Genomic DNA, 21,122 nt, shown 5'->3' on the forward strand with positions numbered 1-21,122 from the left:
GAACCTATTGGCGTCATCTTCCATAGGTTCGGGACTTGCCCCCGATTTGCCGCTCGACGCTAGCGCGCTGGACGCTTCAGCGAAATAACAACCCTGCGCTCTTCGCCTTCTCCAATACTTTCCGTACTGATGTCCTTACTATCAGACAAAGCGATATGCACGATACGGCGCTCATGCGGCGGCATAGCTTCCAGAGCAATCGAGCGGCGATAATTGCGCACCTGCTGGGCTACGCGCAGAGCCAGGGAACGCAAGTTTTCCTCGCGGCGCTCACGATAGTTTTCAGCATCGACAATAATACGCATGCGGTGTTTGGTACGATGGCTGACGATCAGATTGACCAGCAACTGCAAGGCAGCCAGGGTCTCGCCACGGCGTCCGATCAGCAGACCCAGGTTCTCATTAATACCGCGAATATTCAGGGTTAAAGGATTGGTTGAGCGCACCTGTACAGTTGCATGAATATTCATGTAGCGCAAAATATGCTGCAAGACATCAACCGTAATCTCTACATCCTCGCGCGAAGGATGCTCCACATCCTGCAATATATCACCAGCCCCGGCGGTAGCGGCTTGCTCGGCCAGCGGCTGAAGAGACGGCTCAGAGGAAGCAATAAAAGGCACAGGCTCATCGTCTTCGTCTTCTAATTCTTCCTCGTCTCCATCTTCATACTCTTCCTCATCCTCCTCTTCATCCAGGAACTCTTCTTCTTCCTCATAGAGTTCCTCTTCTTCTTCGGGGAGAGGAATTTCGATATCGCCCGAGCCCAGTATAGCATCGGCCATTTCAGGAGTGATAATAGCGCTTGCGCCGCCAGAACTGGTAGCCCCCGGACGAACAGTCACGCGTATGCGGGCATCTTTGCTCCCCAGACCAAATGCTCCTCGACTGGGCTCCTGTAGAACAGCGATGTCCACCTCTTCACGGCGCTTGCCCAGGCGTGTTAGCGCCTGCGTGATCGCCTCATCAACACTTTTGCCACTAGCCTCTATGCTTTCCACGGTTTCCGTGCCTCCCTGTAAAAATTATCTATGACCACGATCACCCTGTGGCAGGACAGGGTGATCGAATTTAGCATGCTGCAAACGCTGACTAGCGGGCTTTTTGCGAACCACTCCGTCTGCGGGCCGATGCACTTCCCCCTTGTTTCCGACGGGTATACTGGGAAGGACCACTGCCGTTTGATCTGGGAGTGGTCGTGCGCAACTGCGAAACTGCGGTGCTCTCGCTCTTGTCAGCATCCTCTTTTGTGCTTTCAACCACCGTTGGCTTCCTGCTACGAGAAGCCGCTGTGCTTATTTTATCATCTTTAGCTGCCACGCTACCGCTCACGCTAGCTGGCGCAACCTCTTTTTTCATGTTGGGTGTGGTCAGCAACGAACCCCAACCGGTAACGAAGTACTGCTGTACCGCCTGGAAAATCGACGAAATGGTCCAGTAAAGGGCCAGGCCAGAAGGGAAGTTCCAACCAATGAAGACGGTGAAGAATGGCATGATGTACTGCATCATCTTCATCGATTGCTGGGTTGGGTCCGAAGCTGCTGGCTTGCCACTAGTAGTTGTTACTGGCGCGGTCTTTGGCTGCGCCATACGCAACGAGACAAACGTCGCCAGGCCGGCCAGAATCGGCAAAACGTGCGAAGGATCAGGAGCATTCAATGGGAATGTCCAGGTCCAGTTGACATGCAAAATGGGATTCAAAAATGAAAGCCAGGCAAACCAGTCAAAGGTTAGCTTTGGCAGAGTGGTGAAATGCGGAACAAATGGGTACAGGTGCTCGTTAATATCTTGCAGTCTATCGGTGCGCAATCCGGTGCTCAGAGCATAATACAAACCATACAAGACTGGCAGTTGTACTAACAGGGGTAGACAACCTGCCAGGGGGTTAACGCCATACTCTTTATAGAGATTTTGTAATGCCGCCGCTTGCGCCTGTTGATCGTTCGCGTATTTTTTGCGAATCTCCTGCATCTGTGGTTGCAACGCCTGTGTGGCTTTAGTGGATTTAAGCTGCTGCAACGTCAATGGAAAGAGGACCAATTTGATGATCAGCGTAAGCACCACAATTGAGAGGCCAAAATCACCGAACAGGTGATAGAGAAGTATAAGACCATTAAAAATGGGGTATGTAAAAATGATATTAAAGAGATTAAGGATCTCGCCCACAAAAACTCTCCTGCCTTCCTTGATCTAGTTACTCAGACGCTCTGGAACTGGATCATAGAGGTCACCGTGATAAAATGGTTGGCATCGGCCAATACGTTTAATTGTCATCCAGCCGCCACGGAAGAAGCCAAAACGTTGAATAGCCTCATATCCATATTGGGAACATGAAGGGGTGAATCGACACGATGAGGGCAGGACTACCGACAGCGTGCGCTGATAGACACGAATTAAAACGAGTGCGATATATTTCACATTAAAAACCCTTGCGTGTGTTCAACTCTTTCGTCTCCACATGCGTGGAGCTTTCCAGAAGTCGCGCTCGACGTAACAATGTAGATACATCCTGCATCAACACAGGTAAGCGTACACCAACGATCTGATTTCTTGCACTAAAAACTATATCCCAACCGGGTGGAATATCTGCTAAAAGTGGGCGAACCGCCTCTCCTAGTAGCCGTTTAATATAATTTCGCTGAGCTGCACGTTTTGAAATGCGCTTACTTACCACAAAGCCAACACGCAGCGCAGCTTGATCATTGGGCTTCCACGCGAGGATAAGCAGCCGGGACGCTATACTGCCTCCCTGCTGCCTTACTCGCTGGAAATCACTATTCTTACGTAAGCGGAACGCACGGTTGAGTGCCACGATGATGTCTGTTTTAAACTAAACAGTCAAGCTCCAGCGCCCTTTGGCGCGGCGAGCTTTGAGCACACGACGTCCATTGCGTGTGGACATACGTTTCATAAAACCGTGTTCGCGTTTACGCGGAATGCGTTTTGGTTGCCAGGTGCGTTTCATAAGACCCTTTCTTAGCCTCCACTCAAGATATCCCGTAGATTATAGCGAGTATCGGGCATACTGTCAATTCTGTTGACAGATTTACTGTTGGACTTTTCGCAGAATGTTACCTGGCTGTGAGGTCTGCCGCTTCCCTTCCAACCAACGAAACTAAGGCATGATACCAGCAGAGAGGCCAGGCGAACAGAGAATTCTTTGCCAGCCTCCCTACGCAATGCTACCAGAAAAGCCCTGGGTGACTAAAGTTTTCTTACGGAGTTTTGAACCGTAAGAGGACACGTCCGAGACGGACTTCATCGTTATCGTGCAGCGGTGTGGGCGTCTTACCGGCCAGGCGCTGACGATTGAGGAACGTAAAGTTCGTGCTGTTCTCATCCTCTAGCATATATTGGCCACTCTCGACGAAGATGCGTGCGTGGAGGCGCGAAACACCACCCTCTTCACCACCATTAGGGGTCAGATCAACATCCGGGTAAATGTTGCTGACAGGATCTTCGCGTCCAATGGTGATAATATCTTTTCCACTAAGGTCGAATTCCTGATTGTCTGCTTCAACGATCAATCTGGCCTGCAGAACTGCCGGGCCACCGGCAGGAGCAGCGGCTGCCTGTTGCTGCTGCTCAGGTTGTGGGGCGGCAGCGGGTGCTGGCTCGGCCGGAGCGGCTGCCTGCGCAGCTGCGACTGGAGCTGGCGCGCCCAGCAGGCTAACGCCGCAGTTGGAACAAAATGCCTCACCGACAGGATTCTCCGCTCCACACGAGGGACAGGTCTGGGTTCCAGCGGGGCCTGCGGGTGCCGGTGCAGCGGGTGCAGCAGGTGCCTGGGCCTGCGCTGCTGGAGCCTGCGCCCCGGCAGAGGCCTCTGCAGTATTCAGAGGCTCGCCGCATTCATCACAAAATGCTGACCCATCTGGGTTTTCATGGCCTAAAGAGCATCGTACCGACATAAGAATTTTCCTTCCTCTGCCTTATTTTGTAACTACTCGGGTCTCCCTCTTGTGCCGCCTGCGGCGGCACGCGAAAAAGGAGTAGGTTTCTACTATATTACGGAAGCAAATCATCCAATCGCTGTGTAAGTTTGCGCGTCTTATTCCCGATAGATTTTACTTGTTCTTGAGAAATTTGCTGGCCTTGATTGATTTGCTCAATCGCCGAGAGCGTTTCCGCATCCAGCACACGAGTTACATTAGGAGCGATCTTGGTGGTTGCTTTACCAGTGCGCTTGTATTCGTCCAGAATACGGGTTACCAGGCGCTGGGCGTTGGATTTTTCGGCGAAATTCATCACCAGGGCATTCACCTGCGAGGTCTGGTTGGGATCGTTACTAAATGTCACTTTAATATCTTCGCGAATCTTCTCGCTGGTTAATCCAACCACTGGTACATCATAGGTCAGCTCAGCCTGAGCGATACGGAAGAGTCCAGCGGGACGTGGATCAATCATGAGCTCGATCAGGACCGATTGCGCGGTGTCCTTCTCAAGATCACCTAAATTGATCACGACCTGGCGATCCGACAACGATGAAGCATCTACATCGCGAATAAGCGGCAAGACCTTGACCGCTTTACGTGGTGTAACGCCGGTTGGCAAGCGCAGTGTCATGGTAGCGTTACGCACAGCAACGGCCACCGCGCTCTGAACCTGTTGTTCAAAGATAGCCATGGCGTCGGCTGGCGATCTAATAAACTCGGCCGGCAAGCCACCGCTCAACTGCCCAACATCATCCAGCAATCCTTCATCCCAGTCAGAACCAATACCAAGAGGGTAAATCGAGATACCAGACGCTGCGGCATCCCGAGCCAGCTGGCGACAACGATCGGTATCACCATAGGTGACACCATCTGTCAGCAGGATCATGCGATTAACCGCGTTAGGAATGTTCCAGCGACGCAGCTCACCGAGTCCTTGAATCATACCCAGCGACATAGTGGTACCGCCAGCATCCTGAATACGGTCAATCGCTGCCTTCATGCCTGGTTTGTCATTAGCAGGCATAGATGGAATGATGACCTGCGCAGTATCATCAAAAATGACTACCGAAATGTAGTCGCTGGGCTCAAGGCGGTCAATGACCATCTTTACCGCTTCGCGTACATTCCTTAATTTTGCCCCTTTCATCGAGCCAGAATGATCAATGACCAGGGCAAAATTTAATGGCATACGTACCTGTGCCATTAAAGCCGTCGGCTTGGCTTCTAATAACAGATATGCGAGCTGGCTTCCACCAGTTACGGGCATATAATCTTTTCCTAATTGGTGGGCCAGAGTTACCTCTCCGGGCATGTTACATCTGCTCCTTTCGCATTCGGCTGGCTCCCTAGTATATCATAAATCTCTTCACCAAAGCGCCCGCAAGGGGCGCATCTGCGTGCTGAGACTGATGATGCAGCTCTTAACGTACAAAAACAACGACGGCGCTGACATTGTCTTCTCCGCCATTGGCATTGGCGACCTCTATCAATTGCGCACAGGCAGCCTGTGGATCTGGTGCTTGATTGAGTATATCGGCAATCTGTGGATCGCGGATCATCTCCCACAATCCATCCGAGCAACTTAAGAGTATGTCGCCGGGATGAATCTGTTGCGTAAAGAGATCTACCTGAACATTCTGTTTGTCGCCAATGCTCCGGAAAATCTGGTTACGCTGCGGATGGGTATACACCTCATCTGGCTCGATTAAGCCACCTGCAACCAGTTGCCCGACCAGTGAGTGATCATTGGTCAATTGATATATTTTCTCGTCTCGTAACATATACGTACGACTATCGCCTACGTTAAAGATATATGCATGATCCCCTACAATCATAAAACCAGTCAGGGTCGAACCCATATCGGATTTGTCTTTCTGGTTAATCTGACAGAGGGTGGTATTGGCGTCTTCAATAGCTCCACGCAGGAGCTCTTTGTATGTCTCGTCGTCGGTCTTAGGGGCTTCTTCCCCTGCTTTCTCTGCCTGGAGTGGGGCCAGCAATAACTCACGGGTAACTCGTTCGGCGATCAGGGCAATCGTCGTCCGACTGGCTCCCTGTCCATTGGCATGTCCCCCCATACCATCGGCCACCACGAACAGACCGGCAGGCGAAGAGATCGATTCATGCACGCGCTCAAAAACCAGGGTCATGGTGCTATCTTCATTGGGCTCACCGCGCCTGACTGCGCCCGCGTCTGAATCGGAGGCAGCAATCAGATGCACGCCGTTAGGGAAGGCCGTCTGCGATGTTTGTGGTTGCTCAACAACGTACGTTACGCCCTGATCAACAAAGGTGTTGACGATTGCCCCCTGCAGCACCTGGGCTTCGCCTCCTTGCTGAGAGGACAAAGGATACTCATGCAGGATATAAGAAGCGTTCAGCAGTTCCGCTCCACAATCGATGCAGAACTCGTCACCCTCAGCATTTTGTTCGGAACCGCAGTTCCAACAGTGCTGGTACCCCTGGTGATCGGCTACAACATAGATGTGCTCATTCTCAGCATCGCTCAGAACTTGTGTTACCTCATAACGTCCACCAACGGTGTTGCCTACTTCTAAGAGCGGTAGACTCTCTGAACTGCCAGCAACGGTCTTCTCTGTTTCACCAGTTTGCTGCTCAGTGGTCGGTTCTAATTCGCCTTCATTATTGGTAGGCTCCAAGTTGTCCTCCTTTGCAGGCATTGCAGAAGCCTCGTCCTGTGGAGCGGAAACCTCTACATTTTCTGCCTGTTCACTTTTTTGATCAGTAACCTCAACTTCGGGCTGCTCTTTTGGCCCTTCGGAGGCTGCCGTGGCGGGCACAGTTGCATAACTGCCCGACTCGTCAGCGGACACCTGCGTGGCTTGTTCGTCCGCAGAGGTGGCTTCTTCGGTCTGCGGTGTCGAGTTTTGATAGATGGTCGTCGGCATGTCCGCGATATCAGGTGATGGTACAGCGGCGGCCGTTTCGGCCTGCTGCCCATTGGTCGTCTCCGGCCTGATCAGGAGAGTCGGGGCATCTGCGATATCGTCATAGGTTTTACCTGTCTGGCGCTCACGCTCACTATCTTGCTGCCAGCGGCGCGCATGAAAGGCCAGCATCTGCTGGGGCGTAAGGATCTGTGTCGGTGCCTGACTAACATCCTCGCCAGTATCGCGATTCTCTCGCTGCTCATTGCGGATTTCCGCATACTCCTGGTGCTGCTCGGGGGCGGTCGTCTCCTCTTGAGCAGCCGCCGGAGCCGCCGTCTCGGCTTCGCCATTCTGAGTAGCTGGCCCGGCCTTTACTTGATCGGCATCCTCAGCAGGTGAGGAGGGTGGCGGCGTTCCCTGTGTCTGAGCCTGGTCTGTAGATTCCTGCTGCGCCACTGCTTCAGGCTGTACGCCGGCCACCACTTCAACCGCCAGGAGTTGACCACAGCCTTTACAGAATTTGGCATTATCACGATTTTGTGTATGACACAACGGACAGAGCATTGCTGCCCTCCTTTAGAGTTGTTTTTGTAAACGGATCGCTTCGGCATTCTTTGGATCGAGTTGTAATGCCTCGCTCACCATCTGCCGGGCATCCGACTTCTTTTTTAAGTTGAAAAAACAGGTTGCCATCGCGCTATAGATAGAAGCTGAATGTGCATTGACTTGTTGTCCCCGGCGCAGGGCACTCAAAGCATGATTCCATTCTTTTTCCTTCATATGAGCGCGTCCTAGCTCATACCAGGCCTCCCATAAAGTGGGATCAATCTGTGTGGCATGGAACAGAGAGGAAATAGCAGCAGGAAGCTGGTTCTTCATGTCAATGTAAATGCGACCCAATGCTATTAATATTAACGCATGATCGGGGTTAATCTCCAATCCTCGTTTCAGGTATGAAACCGCCTCGCTGGTCAATCCTTGCTCTAAGGCCACCAGGCCCAACTGGTAATAGACAGCGGGATCATCAGGTGCCGCTAGCTGCGCCTTTTTGAAGGCCGTCATCGCCAATGGATACAATGCCAGGTCTCGATAGCACATACCCAGTTGGAAGCGAGCATCCAGCGCATCAGACTTCACGCGTAAAGCTTCTTCAAAGTATTCAGCAGCATGCTTCATATTCTCTTTGAAGAGCCTGGGATCTGTCTCTCGCACTGATTGCCCATACTGACGATAGACACGCCCAAGGTTGTAGAGCGCATCATAGGCCGATACTCCCTGGCTTTGTGCCAACTTGAACTGGCGAATCGCCTCGGTATAATTTTTACTGGTTAAGCCCTGCAGACCCGCTCGGTACGTCGCCATAGGATCTGTTGCCGCCGGCGTAGTGACTGGACGAGCCCGAATGGGCTGCGCTGGTCGGGACTGAATGCTCCCATTTGATTGTACGGGCCGGGGCTTAATAGGTTGCGATTGGATTGGCCGGGGCCGGATTGGTTGTTGCACGGGTCGGGCCTGAATCGGCGCACGAGCTGCCTGCGCACGTATCTGCGGCGGTGCAATCGTCACGCCCTGAACCAATGGTTGTCCATCACGTTTACAAAACTTCGCTCCCGGTCGATTCTGGAATCCACATTTCGGACAGATAATGCCACCTGTGACAGATGAGGCTGCACTGCCCGTCGCCGGGACAACTATAGTAGCATTGGGCGATATGACGGGCATTTGAATCGTGGCTGGTGCAGCATTGGGTAAGCATTGCAGTAAAGCGACACGCATCGCTTCAGCACTCTGAAAACGCTGGGCAGGATCTTGCTGCATGGCTTTAATAATAACCTGCTCAACAGGACATAGTGTTTTATTTCCTAATTGGACGGTTCTTAGACGGGGATTTTTCGCCAGCACACTTCCCTGCGGGGGTGTTTGAATCGGATCAGGTTCGTAGTTCGTTAACAGGTGATACATGGTCGCTCCCAGAGAATAAATGTCGGAGCGTGCATCAGTCTGCACGAGTTTACCTGGATTCTGGGCGGAACGTCGCTGACCGGGCATCGTAATCGAACCAAGATGCTCGGGTGAGGCATACGATATGGTCCCGAGATTTTCTGTGTTGGTTCGTTTATTTGGATCGAAACGGCGCGCAATACCGAAATCGATCAATTGTACCTCATCATCGGACGAAATCATGATATTCCCGGGTTTCAGGTCTCGCAAAATGATGGGGGGATTACGTGTATGAATGTAGGTCAGAGCTTCACATACTTGAACCATCCACTTTACTACCTGTTCCCCGGGTAGCGGTCCTTTGGAGTTCTCCAGTATCTTCTCCAGACTACGCCCGGGCACAAATTCCATTACAAAGTAATAATTGCCTCGCTCTTGAAAAGGGAGCATCAAGGCGGCAATACGTGGATGCTTCAAACCCCGTAGCAGGGCTATTTCTTTATTGAAGCGGTCAATGGCCGCTTTGCGGTCTTCTTCGCTGGTGTTGGGACTGATGAGCAGTTCTTTGACAGCGTAATAATAGGGAGGAGTACCTGGCGGGGTTCCAATCTGTTCAACTTTGTAGACGGTGCCCATACCACCTTCGCCAAGAATCTGCACAATCTTAAATTTTCCGTCAAGGACAGTACCTATTGGGAGAGCCATACAAACTTATTCTCCATCCAAGTGCGCTCAGCATGCTCAGTGGGCACTTATATGCACAACAATCGCTGAGATGTTGTCTTCCCCACCGTTGGCATTTGCCAGGTCGATTAAGGTGTCGCAAATAGTTTGCGGACTATTCTGCTCTCCGAGCGCGTTGAGCAGATCCTGGTGCCGTATCATTTCCCACAATCCATCAGAACATAATAATAACTTGTCGCCAGGCTTGAGTTGTTGATGGAAAATGTCTACTTCTACATGCTTGTGACCCGCACCCAATGAGCGATAGATCAGGTTCCTTTGCGGATGCGTGTAGACATCTTCTGGTTCGATTTGCTTCGACTCGACCAGGCGAGCAACCAGCGAGTGGTCCCTGGTGACAGGAGTTAAATTGTTCCCTCGTAACAGATACGTACGACTGTCGCCAACGTTGGCAATATACGCCTGATCATTTTGAATTAGCGCTGCGGTAACAGTGCTACCCAGACCGCGGGCCGATGATTTTTTCTCACCATAGCCTACGATTGCTTTGTTGGCTTGTTGTATGGCGGACTCCAGTTGATCTCCGATTAAAGAAACCGCCTGCGTTTCAGGCAATTTCTGTGTTTTTTGACTTGTAGTCGAATTTGCAGGGGTAGAATTTAATTTAACAGTTTTATTTGGATCCAGCGCTGCTTTGTCTAGTTTGATGGTAGGCTGATCATGGACAGGCTTAAAGAAAAAATCTAACGCTTTACTGATTGTCTCCACGGCTAGCTTGCTCGCCACCTCTCCTGCCTTATAGCCTCCCATGCCGTCAGCCACAATGAATAAACCGCGATCGCCATCTTCTGAAGATTCCACGCGCTTATAAGCATAATCTTCGTTCTGATCCCTTTGTTTCCCAACATCAGTTTTATCAGCAGCAGTAAGTTTTAAATGCATAATAAATTACCTCACCCAAGCAGGAGACTCCTCTGTCCGTTACATGTTCACTATAGCATATAGGAGTATTCGTGACAATTGCAGCATGCCCAATAACATAGTTCTATAATTATTGCATGAATATGATGTACGACTCTATAGGATACATCATTTATACGCAGCAAAAAGCCGACGGTTGTAATGGTGATCTCTACCCGGGTAAGGTCTATTTCCAGACGCGCAGTGGTGCTGCCTTTAGCGTTTCTCGTCACGTTCTTTAGCGGAACGTGGTCTGAATTGCAGGCGAATGGCGGTACCTCTAAAACTAAAGGCTTCGCGCAGGCGATTCTCCAGATAGCGCTCATACGAGAAGTGGACCGCTTCGGTGTCATTGACGAAAAAGACGAAGGTGGGAGGATTGACCCGCGCCTGCGTCGCGTAGTAGATCTTCAATGGTTTGTGGCGAATGACGGTCGGGCTATGGCGGCGAGTGGCCTCCTGGACGAGTTCGTTGAGGCGCGAGGTGGGCACGCGCAGGTAGCGCATCTCGGCGATCTTAACGGCTGCTTCAAGAATCGATTTTACATGATAGCCTGTCTTAGCCGAGGCAAATACAATTGGTGCATAGGGAATGAATTTTAGTCCTTCAGCTAGAATATCACGATACTCTTCCGCGCTCTGAATCTCCTCATTGGGATGGGCGAATATGCCCTCGCGCTCGGCTTTGCGCTGCTCCTGGGCCAGGTCCCATTTGTTGACGACGACGATCACACCTTTAGCTTGATCGTGGATGGCGCCGGCAATGTGGGTGTCCTGGGCCGCCAGACCTTCGCTGGCATCTAACATGAGGATGGAGACATCACTGCGCTCAATGGCACGCTCTGAACGAAGCACGCTATACTTTTCGACGCCAGCGCCAATGCGACCACGGCGGCGAATACCAGCGGTATCGACCAGGCGGATCTTGCGCCCTTCAAATTCGATGGTGGTGTCGATCGCATCGCGGGTGGTGCCCGGAACATCGCTGACGATGGAGCGCTGCGAACCAGTAATGGCGTTCAATAAAGAAGATTTGCCCACGTTTGGACGCCCAACGATGGAGATACGAATGATGTCTTCATCTTCCTCTTCTTCCATCTCTTCCGCTGGCGGCAACTCTTCCACAATACGGTCCAGTAGATCACCAGTACCCACGCCCTGAATTGATGAGATCACGATGGGTTCACCCAGACCCAGGCTGTAGAATTCGACCGCGTCCATACGGCGGTCTTTGTTGTCGGCCTTGTTGGCGGTCACAATGACGGGCTTTTGGGTCTGCCGCAGTTGGTGGGCCACGTCTTCGTCGGCGGCGGTGATACCAGAGCGGGCATCAACCATAAACACAATCACATCTGCCTCTTCAATAGCCAGTTGGGCCTGCGACATCACGTGATTCATCAGATCACCAGGTTGACCATGCAAACCGACCTGCCCCACAGGTATACCATTACCTAGCTCCAGACCGCCGGTATCGATCAAGGTAAATTCACGTCCGTTCCAGTCGGTATCTCCGTAGAGGCGATCACGGGTAGTGCCCGGCATATCTTCAACAATGGCGAGGCGCTCGCCAATCATACGATTAAAAAATGTGGATTTGCCGACGTTTGGTCGGCCAACAATAGCAACAAGCGGCTTCATAAATGCCCCTCCACCCTTTCCTGGTGCAAAACAATCCTCAATCGCGTACCCGCGCCCCTTCCGGACGCAGCGCATGGGTATTATAACACAATCTATCGTCGCCCTTTGCGGACATTGCATTTTATGTAATCAAAAGAAGAATCACCGTAGGTGCTGGGCTTACCCCAGCTTGCCACCCGCCGCAGCGTGGTGGCCCTGTTGATCATGCCCCCAGCATGCTCGCCCTCGTCGTTCAGTCCCTCATGGCGGTTTCTGTGCCCAAAAAGGAAGGTTCCTTTTGGGCACCGCGTGGGGGAAGAAGTAATGCCGCGAGAAGCATTATCGCTGGGATACAGGGCCCCACAAACGGTGGGGCAAGCGACCGCAAGGGTCGTACCTACGGTCTCGCGTTTCCAAGGGAGCGTCTCTCTGGCGAAATATACATATCTATCTCAAGGTTACCAAAACAATTCAGATACCGAACGACCATCATGGATGCGACTGATGGTACCAGCTATGAGTTCCGCTACAGAGAGTACTGTCAGATTGGGCAAAAGTTCAGGCTCAGGAGATGGAATGGAATCGGTAATCACAATCTCTTTAATAGGGGCCTTTCTGAGACGTTCAAGGGCCGAGCCAGAAAAAATGCCATGAGTGACACAGCAATAAATGTCTAGCGCCCCTCCTTCGTGTACGACGCGCACTGCCTGGGTGAGTGAACCGGCCGTGTCAATCTCATCATCCACAATCAATACATTGCGACCTTCAACGTTGCCAATGATACCCATAGCCTCAGTCATACCATTATTCCCTAAACGCCGCTTCTCAACTATTGCCAGAGGTGCATCCAATCGGTCCGCCAGTTTTCGTGCCTTTTTAGCAAAGCCTTCATCCGCCGATACAACGGTAAAGTTCTGGAGGTCCTTATCAACAAAATAGCGCGCCTGCGTAATCTGGGCCGTCAACTCATCAACTGGAATATTAAAAAAACCCTGGATCTGCCCGGCGTGCATATCCATGGTCAAAACTCTATCAGCGCCCGCAACTGTAATGCAATCAGCGATCAGCCGCGCCGTAATGGGTACCCGGGGCTGATCTTTTTTGTCTGTACGTCCATACGCATAGTAAGGAATCACTGCAGTAATGCGGGCTGCCGATGCACGTTTCAATGCATCAAGCATGATCAGCAATTCCATAATTGAACGATTAACGGGTGTACTGAACGGCTGAATTACAAAAACATCACGGCCACGAACGTTTTCGTTAATTTTGACAAAAATATTCTCGTTACTGAATTGAAACACATCTGCATCTCCTAGAGGAATTCGCAGATGTCGACATATGGCTGCTGCCAGCGGACGGTTTGCGTTCCCGCTGAAGATACTCAAGTCGTCCAAAATGCACCTCCTGGTAGCAAAAAGTATATCACATTGCTAGCCGGTGTGGTAGATTGCTTCGAGGTTTAATAGCTGTGTTTATCTCACCTAAAGGTTAACAGCTGTCTCCGGTACCCAGGCCTGGCGGTGATTAAAATTGATTTCGTACCAGTAGTTATTCTTATCGTCCTGCACGCCAAATGCGGAGACAAAGATGGCTCTCTGGGGCGCGTCACCGATTTGATAGTCATTTTTTTGTTCGGGCTTGCCATATACTTTGGTCGCGGTTCCAAGGGCAATCAGCATGCCCATTCCACGACTGATAGAACCCGGGGGTACAGCCAGCCAGACCTGGCGGGCGCTGCATAAATGGCTCGGCTTCTTATCCTTGAGATGGGACTCCACGCCATACCAGATCTGATACATCGCCATACCTGTGCTGGCCTGGTCCATGGCGACATTAGTATAGGCGTAGCTGATACCGGGCTCAATATTGCTGGTCTCATCGGTGATGCTGTGGCCGGCGTGTGGCACTAATCCTGAATTCGTACTAGGACCGTTGTAGAGGGAAAAGAAATTGTAATTGGCCTCCGTCTCTTGGCCGCCCGAACCAACGGGCACGCGATTAAATGGCGGGTCGACTGAAATGACATTAGCGCTGAAGGCGGTATGACGAGCATCAGGGGTGTCCTGCGCACCGATCAGACTAAAATAATAGCCCCATAACCAGTACGGTCCGGGATCGACATGGTTAGGCATCAGGGCCACCGAGGGTGCGGGTACGTCGCCATGGCCAATAATATGAGCACGATCAAACGGCAAATGATATTTCTTGAGCAGATAGGCTACCAGTTTGGCCGAGGCCAGGTACATGGCGGCATTATACCATTGATAGCCCGTGGCGGCATATCCGGCATGCTCGATGCCAATGGCGCGCTGGTTATACCAATAATTTCCCATGTGATAGGCGATATCGGTATCGTGCATGATCTGATAGACCGTCCCATCAGTATCCACGACATAATGGGTGCTGACAGCGGCTTTGACATTGTGGAAATAGTTGATGGCGTCCATGGCGCTGCCTTCAATGTCGTGAATGCCCACAAAATCAACGGGATAGTCCGCTGGCCTGTCAGAGCTTTCGTAGGTACAGGGTGCGTTGTCATCGACACTATTGCAATCAAATTTATTGGCATCCAGGATGCAATCGATGGCACCGGGATAATCGGTATTGCCATCCCGCGAACAGCCTTTGGGTAAGGCTGCGCTGTCTGGCTGCATAATTTGCGAGTGGCTCGAGCGGCTCATGGCCCCAATAGGTTTATAATGCTTTGTGGCCGAGATTGGCATGGCAGAAATGCGTGGAACGACGTGCTGAGCCGCCAGGGTCACTATTTCACCCTTCTCTGCTCTGGCCACGAATCCCTGATTGATGATCTTATAAACGGCGTCGGCATACATCTGGCCAACCGCCGCCGAAGAGGCACCGCTATACATACTCAGCACTTTATACCAGGCATCCAGGGCCTTTGCGGGAGCGCGACCGGAAGAAAGTTGCCGCCAATAGTCGCGCAGGGCCGCCGCTCCACCTCTGATATTCGTGGCTAGATCCGTCTTGAGGACCGCTGGATCAGCCCTGAGATCTCTGGCGGCCAGCATTAAACTGGAGTTGCGGTGCGTCGTCATCAGGTGCATGCATCCATATCCTCCATCGATACTTGGTGTCCCCCCATGATTGCTCAGGCGGCCCTCCATGTAGCAGAGCGCTTTTAGCAACGGGACCGGCACAGCAAATTCAGCAGCGGCTTGCGCAAAAACCTGATTGAGGTTGCCGGCCGCGTGAACCTGCGGCTCATGGCTGCTCCACATTCCCTTTAACACGCTGGCGCTGACCAGCAATCCGACAAGCACGAGTACAGGGAAAGAGCGATATGGTCTGAGAAGATTTTGTATGCACATACAGGAGATTCTTTCTCTAAACTGCAAAAGATTATTATTGGAGAACAAACAACTACTAACACTACCATTATGATTGCGGTCAAAAACCTGATGAGGTAAAAAAATGCGTCAGCAGAGGATGTAAGAAGAGGGTTGCGGGCGCCTGTACGCGGCTAAAGGCGGATTCAACGCTGGCTTACGGGCAACGGTCCGGTTGTGGACCGAGAAGAGATACTCTTGTATATATAGGAAAAAGGGGGAAACAGCGCGACGCGAAAGATCTATAAATATGAATATAAATAGAATGCCCGGAACTCGCAGCACCGGCATGCCACGCTCCAGGCAGTATTTGCCGCTTATAAAAAACGAATAAGTGCCGCTAGTTTGTTGGTTCTTCGGGGCTGGAGATCAGAATGCTCAGGAAACGCCGCACAGCCCAGAAGATCAGCCAGTAAATGAGCATCGCAATCAATGTCGACCATTCAAATTCCTGGCCACCCTGTACCTTTAATGAATTGACGATATTAGAAAAAGGGAACAGAACAATGTCTGTCAACGAGTACAAAAATCCCACGAATAAATTTGCCTGTAACGCACCAATCAGTTTCAGGAAAAAACGTATGATCAGCGTTACCTCAAGTACAACCAGAAACCACTGAAGAAAATCGTTCAATTTACCAATCGCATAACGAACCGTTCGAGCCTCTTCCTGGCGTGTCTCTGCGTTCTCGACCTCTGCATCCGTCTCGCGCGGAGGCACTGCAGGCATAGGCGGTGGTACGGCCCTGGGCGGCAGGTCCGCCATACGCTCGCGCTGAGGTAGCACATCAGTCGGTTGGGCACGAGTAGGTTCATCGGGATACGGATTATTAGGCATCCTGCAATCCTCCCATCTGTTAGTCAAGTTCGCGCAAACACGTAAGAACAGCATATACCACACAAATTATAGCACTCTTTTTTACCGCTGCGCTATATTTTTCTCTCTTACCAGCAGTATAACTCCGTCCGCCTGTGCAATGGGCTTGAATTCTCCTGTGCGCTGTATCTGATTTAATACATCCAGGAAATTATCTGAATAGCTTTTATTCTCAGGAGATGCATTATCCAGGTCTACAATCACGTAATCCACCAGCTTGTCCTGACCACGCGTAAAGGTGGCCACGGTTAGCTCGGGAAACACTGTTACATAGCGCCTCTCCGTCAGGTGCGGATTGATATTGCCTCCCGCCGATACGACCGCATCGGGCGGAATCATATCCAATAGTTGCTGGATGTGTTGTTCACGCGGCCCCGGATTATGGTCGGCCAGAAAACTATTTAAAAGCGGCCAGACCACTACAATATTTAATACGATCATACAGACAAACCAGACGGAGAGCGCTCCCTGTAACCAGGATGCGGGTATATAGGAGGCCAGGTCCTTCATGCGCAGGTGCATGAGTTGTCTGCATTGTTGCCAGCCGCGCAGTAGCGAGGAGAGGTGGAGATGGGCAACCAGCCAGCGCCAGCCTATGATCAACCAGGACCAGATGCGAATGGCGTTTTTCCGCAGCCAGGGCCGCAAAGCGGCTGTGCCTGGCAGGGGTTTTCCAATGCCATAGGTCTTGCGGCCCAGCACCACGTCTTCACGATAGAGCTGCTGCTCGGTTGTCTCTTCGCGCAAACCATACCAGTAAAAGTAGAGGCGCCGCGCCCCGTGGATAGCTGCAACAATCACAAATGGAATAATGGCCGCATGATAGTGATAGACCCCATTGTGCTGGAACGATTCAGAGGTCAGCAGGTTGATAGCCAGCGAAGGAAGAGTTGGAAGCAACCATTCAGGCGCCAGCAGGGCGATAAAACCAGTGCTACGCAACAAGCTAGCCAGATAGTAAATGCGGTCCAGCGTAATCAAGACCCCAAAGACAATCCAGGGATGGCTCAAGATATTGAAGATGGCCGCCACTGGGGAGGGTCCTAGTGCCTCATAGCGATACCAGTAGTTGTCCTGCTGCGCTCCCACATTGAAGTGTGGCTTGATCACCAGGAATGCCAGCAGCGTCCAGATGATGCCACCAACAAAGACTACCGCCCCCAGGCGAGGTATACGATACTTCCAGATCGCTACCAGTGCCAGCAGGGCCACCACTGAACCCATCTCTTCTTTACAGGCGGCCACCAGAATACACAGAATTACAAACCAGACATGCTTGCGATAGGTCAGCGCCAGTACAGCGTAGAGCAAGAGTGGGGTAACCAGGGTCACGGGATGGAAATCAAAAAGATTTTCGCCCAGAACGGCGGGCGCCAGCAGATAGCCAAGCACCATCACAGGCGCCAGTAGCGGCAGCGTTGGCAACGACTTGCGCGTCAATACAAAGACCGGCAACGCTCCGGCTGCCAGCATCACGGTCTGAAAAATCAACAGAATACGAGGGTCAGCGCCAAAGGCATACAGGCCGGCCAACAACAAAAAGATTGGCTCTACATGCTGGGCCAGGCGAATCGGCGCTCCATACCAGTTATCCGAATGATTGGTAAATTCGACGAAATGGCCATGCAGCGTATTCCAGGTTGCCTGGTCCATATTTCCCAGGTCGAAAGCCGTAGCCTTAAAGACAGCGTAGCGCAAAACGGATTGATCGCCCAATATGATCATATAGGCAACCACCATCAGCAACAGTAGCAACCAGGCAATACGTTTTTGTGCCAGTAGTGAAAAGTATGAACCAAAGCTTACACGTTTTATCATGTTCTTCCCGAATACACATGCAATATGCGTACATATAATAGCATCAAATCGCTATAACCGAATTATAAACCCCTATTGCGACTAAAATCATAATGACCCAGACAATCACAAACTCAGGCCAGCTGCCAGTGCGGAAGCGCCAATGAGAGTCAGGGGGAAAACCAAAACGCTGTTTGAGGGGCCAGAGCAATGGGACGCCTCCTAGCGTCAACGCATCTGCTGCGATATGGAAAATGCAGCCAAACAGGACGCCAAAGAAGAAGACATGCGAACTGGAAACAAATTGAGCGGGAAACTGATATCCTCGGAGTTCCAGCAGGTAGCTTACCACTCGCTCCAGACCGATAGCAAGCAATGACCCAAAAGCCAGCCCCATTAAGCTATGAAAAAATGTTCGATGTCCCGCCAGCTTCTGGATACCTTTGCTGATCACACCCAGCTTTTGGCCCAGAGTACTACGCGCATTGTCAATATCCGGCAATAGTGCCCCTAATCCAACAGCAAAGTAATAAACCCCTTTATCTATCAGCAGGTTCAGGGAAACATCATGTGCCCCCGTGAGCGGTGGACCGCTCAAATGAAATAAGCTATCTATGACAACGCCCGCGGCGAGGCCAACTAAGAGATGAGAGCGACCTTGCATTTAGCATCCTTTCAATGGCGAGAAAATAGATATTGTCACAGAAATTGTATGGTGCTCTTCTGTAACTGTCAATAGCGGCTGAGAAGGATGGTGTGGTCCCGGGATGACTCATATATATTCCATCAAAAAGAAGCGTGAAATGCATATATGCATTTCACGCTTCTTTTTGATGGAATATTGCTTTATTCTTCTTCAGGTGGCAGGCCTATGAAGATGGTTTCGCCCTCCACTTTTACTGGATAGGTATAGAGGTCTTGCCGCGCCGGGCCACGCAGGACTTCACCGCTGCGCACATCGAAGCGCGCACCATGCCAGGGGCAGGTGACGACACAGCCGTCAAAGTCTCCCTGATTAAGGGGTCCACTGATATGGGTGCAGTTATCGGTAAAAGCATAGATGGTACCTTCCAGCTTGACCAGGCAAACTGGCTCGCCTTCTACTTCGACTGGATATAGTTTTCCTTCACGTAGGTCGCTGACGTCAGCGACCTTGTAAAACTCTTCAAGCATGGATGTTTTCTTCCAGAGCTTACTCGTCTTCGTCTTCTTTGGGATGTTCCAGGCCAGCGATCGCCAGGGCACGATGGAGTACGCGCAACGATAAGAAGGCGCACTTGGTGCGGGCCGGGCTGATGGGAATACCCAGCGCCTCCAGCACGTCGTCTTTACCCAGCGCGATTACTTCTTCGACGCTCTTGTCCTCGATCATCTCGGATAACATTGATGCCGACGCCTGGCTGATGGCGCAGCCGCGACCCTGAAACCGTACGGCGGTCACGCGATCACCCTCAAATTGTAGATCTATCCCTAGCTGATCACCACAGAGAGGATTAGAATCTTCGCAATGTACGTCGGGATGCTCTAGTTTTCCATAGTTGCGTGGATCTCGATAGTGATCCAGAATGTATTCGCGATAATCCATTGACATAAGCGCCCGCCCCTTTCTAATTTTAAAAATGGAAGATTTCTTGAGCTTTTAGTAGACCTTTCACCAATATATCGATCTCTTCCTTGACTGTATAGATATAGAAACTGGCACGCGCAGTAGCGGCCAGGTCATAGCGCTCCATTAACGGCTGCGCGCAATGGTGACCAGCGCGGATAGCCACACCAACCTCCTGGTCCAGGATGGATGCCAGGTCATGGGGGTGGATATCGGCCAGCGTAAAGGAAACGACACCACCACGCTGATCGGCAGAAGGTCCATAGATCTTTATGTCGGGCACCTCTTGCAGTTTTTCCAGCGCATAGGCGGTAATCTCGCGCTCGTGCTGGCGCACCGCTTGCATGTCCAGCGCCTTCAGGTAATCGATGGCGGCTCCAAAGCCAACTGCTTCGGCAATGGCGGGAGTGCCAGCTTCAAATTTCCAGGGCAGATCATTTGCGGTGAACTCGCGCAACTGTACGGTGCGGATCATATCACCACCGCCCATGAAAGGCGGCATAGCTTCCAGCAGAGCCTTTTTCCCATAGAGCACACCAATACCGGTTGGTCCCAGCATTTTATGCGCGCTAAAACAGAGAAAATCTACATCCAGTGCCTGGACATCAACTGGCAGATGGGGCACGCTCTGGGCACCATCAAGCAATACCAGCGCGCCTGCGGCGTGGGCCTGGGCGATCATCTCCTGTACTGGATTGATCGTGCCCAGCACATTCGACATCTGGGTACAGGCCACCAGTTTGGGCTGCTGCTTTAAGAGTTCCGCATAAATATCCAGTTGCAGCAGACCATCATCGCTTACAGGCACAAATTCGAGCCGGGCACCAGTCCGCTGCGCCAGCAATTGCCAGGGGACCAGGTTGCTATGGTGCTCCATCCCGGTCAAAATAATCAAGTCGTCGCGCCCAATATTAGCGCTGCCCCAGCTATAGGCCACCAGGTTGATACTCTCGGTGGTGTTGCGTGTGAAAATAATCTGCTTGCTCTGGCGTGCATTGATAAAGCGTGCAACTTTGACGCGCGCCTTTTCCATCGCCGCCGTCGCCTCTTCACTGACCTCATAGACGCCGCGATGCACATTGGCATGATAGTTCTGATAATAGTTGCTCATAGCCTCAATAACGGCCTGCGGCTTCTGAGAACTGGCGGTGCTATCCAGATAGACAAAGGGCTTGCCATGCACTTTACGCGCAAGGATAGGGAAATCCTGCCGCACATCGTTTATGCTGCGGCCGGAAAAAGATGTCTCGTCAGAGGTGATAGGTATAACCTTATCGAATGTAACCATAGGACAACAACCCTTACTGTTTCTCTCAAGAAGAGGGCGAGAGACAAGAAAGGGTGGGAAGATAAACAACCACCAGGGGCGGGCGATCGCAAGCGATCGCCCAACAATAACTTACTACCCTGTGTGATTACTCACAGCCAGCTTGTGGTCGCCCTCAAACAACATGTTCATAC

General features: G+C 51.5%; 19 protein-coding genes. All 19 read right to left on the reverse strand.

The features are described from left to right. Positions 1 to 59: 59 nt before the first annotated feature. On the reverse strand, positions 60 to 1,001 hold the full coding sequence (gene jag / locus JMI88_RS22370; protein ID WP_201364199.1) for an RNA-binding cell elongation regulator Jag/EloR: 942 nt from the start codon (positions 999 to 1,001) through the stop codon (positions 60 to 62). Between the two features lie 91 nt (positions 1,002 to 1,092). Continuing rightward, the gene (locus tag JMI88_RS22375) at positions 1,093 to 2,166 is read right to left on the reverse strand and encodes a YidC/Oxa1 family membrane protein insertase (RefSeq protein ID WP_201364200.1); all 1,074 of its coding nucleotides are present in this window, start codon (positions 2,164 to 2,166) and stop codon (positions 1,093 to 1,095) included. A gap of 24 nt (positions 2,167 to 2,190) precedes the next feature. Next, positions 2,191 to 2,418 (reverse strand): membrane protein insertion efficiency factor YidD, encoded by a 228-nt coding sequence (gene yidD, locus JMI88_RS22380; protein ID WP_201364201.1) that lies wholly within the window; start codon positions 2,416 to 2,418, stop codon positions 2,191 to 2,193. A gap of 1 nt (position 2,419) precedes the next feature. Next, positions 2,420 to 2,812 (reverse strand): ribonuclease P protein component, encoded by a 393-nt coding sequence (gene rnpA, locus JMI88_RS22385; protein WP_201364202.1) that lies wholly within the window; start codon positions 2,810 to 2,812, stop codon positions 2,420 to 2,422. An 18-nt stretch (positions 2,813 to 2,830) separates the two neighbouring features. After that, a complete protein-coding gene (gene rpmH / locus JMI88_RS22390; protein ID WP_126596227.1) occupies positions 2,831 to 2,965 on the reverse strand; it encodes a 50S ribosomal protein L34 in 135 nt (44 codons plus the stop codon). Between the two features lie 250 nt (positions 2,966 to 3,215). Continuing rightward, positions 3,216 to 3,911 (reverse strand): double zinc ribbon and FHA domain-containing protein, encoded by a 696-nt coding sequence (locus tag JMI88_RS22395; RefSeq protein WP_201364203.1) that lies wholly within the window; start codon positions 3,909 to 3,911, stop codon positions 3,216 to 3,218. A gap of 97 nt (positions 3,912 to 4,008) precedes the next feature. After that, positions 4,009 to 5,247 carry a vWA domain-containing protein gene (locus JMI88_RS22400; RefSeq protein ID WP_201364204.1) on the reverse strand — a complete coding sequence of 413 codons (1,239 nt, stop codon included), beginning with the start codon at positions 5,245 to 5,247 and terminating at the stop codon, positions 4,009 to 4,011. Between the two features lie 109 nt (positions 5,248 to 5,356). Continuing rightward, positions 5,357 to 7,390, reverse strand: a complete 2,034-nt coding sequence (locus JMI88_RS22405; RefSeq protein ID WP_201364205.1) for a PP2C family protein-serine/threonine phosphatase — start codon at positions 7,388 to 7,390, stop codon at positions 5,357 to 5,359. Positions 7,391 to 7,402: 12 nt separating this feature from the next. Continuing rightward, entirely contained in the window at positions 7,403 to 9,472 is a 2,070-nt protein-coding gene (locus JMI88_RS22410; protein WP_201364206.1) for a protein kinase domain-containing protein, read from the reverse strand. Between the two features lie 36 nt (positions 9,473 to 9,508). Beyond that, positions 9,509 to 10,393 carry a PP2C family protein-serine/threonine phosphatase gene (locus JMI88_RS22415; protein ID WP_201364207.1) on the reverse strand — a complete coding sequence of 295 codons (885 nt, stop codon included), beginning with the start codon at positions 10,391 to 10,393 and terminating at the stop codon, positions 9,509 to 9,511. Between the two features lie 234 nt (positions 10,394 to 10,627). Beyond that, complete coding sequence (der, locus tag JMI88_RS22420) at positions 10,628 to 12,049, reverse strand: ribosome biogenesis GTPase Der (RefSeq protein ID WP_201364208.1); 1,422 nt, start codon at positions 12,047 to 12,049, stop codon at positions 10,628 to 10,630. A gap of 437 nt (positions 12,050 to 12,486) precedes the next feature. After that, positions 12,487 to 13,428: a ribose-phosphate diphosphokinase gene (locus JMI88_RS22425; protein WP_201364337.1), complete on the reverse strand. Its 942-nt coding sequence runs from the start codon at positions 13,426 to 13,428 to the stop codon at positions 12,487 to 12,489. An 84-nt stretch (positions 13,429 to 13,512) separates the two neighbouring features. Continuing rightward, positions 13,513 to 15,363 (reverse strand): N-acetylmuramoyl-L-alanine amidase, encoded by a 1,851-nt coding sequence (locus JMI88_RS22430; protein ID WP_201364209.1) that lies wholly within the window; start codon positions 15,361 to 15,363, stop codon positions 13,513 to 13,515. Positions 15,364 to 15,721: 358 nt separating this feature from the next. Next, complete coding sequence (locus JMI88_RS22435) at positions 15,722 to 16,219, reverse strand: YggT family protein (protein ID WP_201364210.1); 498 nt, start codon at positions 16,217 to 16,219, stop codon at positions 15,722 to 15,724. An 81-nt stretch (positions 16,220 to 16,300) separates the two neighbouring features. After that, positions 16,301 to 18,076 carry a DUF2079 domain-containing protein gene (locus JMI88_RS22440; protein ID WP_201364211.1) on the reverse strand — a complete coding sequence of 592 codons (1,776 nt, stop codon included), beginning with the start codon at positions 18,074 to 18,076 and terminating at the stop codon, positions 16,301 to 16,303. A gap of 43 nt (positions 18,077 to 18,119) precedes the next feature. Continuing rightward, positions 18,120 to 18,719, reverse strand: coding sequence for a metal-dependent hydrolase (locus JMI88_RS22445; RefSeq protein ID WP_201364212.1), 600 nt, complete (start codon positions 18,717 to 18,719; stop codon positions 18,120 to 18,122). Positions 18,720 to 18,901: 182 nt separating this feature from the next. Further along, positions 18,902 to 19,228, reverse strand: coding sequence for a Rieske (2Fe-2S) protein (locus JMI88_RS22450; protein ID WP_201364213.1), 327 nt, complete (start codon positions 19,226 to 19,228; stop codon positions 18,902 to 18,904). A gap of 19 nt (positions 19,229 to 19,247) precedes the next feature. Further along, positions 19,248 to 19,646: an iron-sulfur cluster assembly scaffold protein gene (locus tag JMI88_RS22455; RefSeq protein ID WP_201364214.1), complete on the reverse strand. Its 399-nt coding sequence runs from the start codon at positions 19,644 to 19,646 to the stop codon at positions 19,248 to 19,250. A gap of 22 nt (positions 19,647 to 19,668) precedes the next feature. Then, complete coding sequence (locus tag JMI88_RS22460) at positions 19,669 to 20,949, reverse strand: cysteine desulfurase (protein WP_201364215.1); 1,281 nt, start codon at positions 20,947 to 20,949, stop codon at positions 19,669 to 19,671. Between the last annotated feature and the right edge of the window lie 173 nt (positions 20,950 to 21,122).

The organism is Dictyobacter formicarum, assembly GCF_016587435.1.

Excerpts from the sequence above, each read along its gene's own strand:
- JMI88_RS22430 (WP_201364209.1), bottom strand. The coding sequence starts at position 15,363 with ATGTGCATACAAAATCTTCTCAGACCATATCGCTCTTTCCCTGTACTC.
- JMI88_RS22455 (WP_201364214.1), bottom strand. The coding sequence starts at position 19,646 with ATGTCAATGGATTATCGCGAATACATTCTGGATCACTATCGAGATCCA.
- JMI88_RS22450 (WP_201364213.1), bottom strand. The coding sequence starts at position 19,228 with ATGCTTGAAGAGTTTTACAAGGTCGCTGACGTCAGCGACCTACGTGAA.
- JMI88_RS22445 (WP_201364212.1), bottom strand. The coding sequence starts at position 18,719 with ATGCAAGGTCGCTCTCATCTCTTAGTTGGCCTCGCCGCGGGCGTTGTC.
- JMI88_RS22400 (WP_201364204.1), bottom strand. The coding sequence starts at position 5,247 with ATGCCCGGAGAGGTAACTCTGGCCCACCAATTAGGAAAAGATTATATG.
- JMI88_RS22460 (WP_201364215.1), bottom strand. The coding sequence starts at position 20,949 with ATGGTTACATTCGATAAGGTTATACCTATCACCTCTGACGAGACATCT.
- rpmH (WP_126596227.1), bottom strand. The coding sequence starts at position 2,965 with ATGAAACGCACCTGGCAACCAAAACGCATTCCGCGTAAACGCGAACAC.
- JMI88_RS22440 (WP_201364211.1), bottom strand. The coding sequence starts at position 18,076 with ATGATAAAACGTGTAAGCTTTGGTTCATACTTTTCACTACTGGCACAA.
- JMI88_RS22410 (WP_201364206.1), bottom strand. The coding sequence starts at position 9,472 with ATGGCTCTCCCAATAGGTACTGTCCTTGACGGAAAATTTAAGATTGTG.
- JMI88_RS22405 (WP_201364205.1), bottom strand. The coding sequence starts at position 7,390 with ATGCTCTGTCCGTTGTGTCATACACAAAATCGTGATAATGCCAAATTC.
- JMI88_RS22435 (WP_201364210.1), bottom strand. The coding sequence starts at position 16,219 with ATGCCTAATAATCCGTATCCCGATGAACCTACTCGTGCCCAACCGACT.
- JMI88_RS22415 (WP_201364207.1), bottom strand. The coding sequence starts at position 10,393 with ATGCATTTAAAACTTACTGCTGCTGATAAAACTGATGTTGGGAAACAA.
- der (WP_201364208.1), bottom strand. The coding sequence starts at position 12,049 with ATGAAGCCGCTTGTTGCTATTGTTGGCCGACCAAACGTCGGCAAATCC.
- JMI88_RS22395 (WP_201364203.1), bottom strand. The coding sequence starts at position 3,911 with ATGTCGGTACGATGCTCTTTAGGCCATGAAAACCCAGATGGGTCAGCA.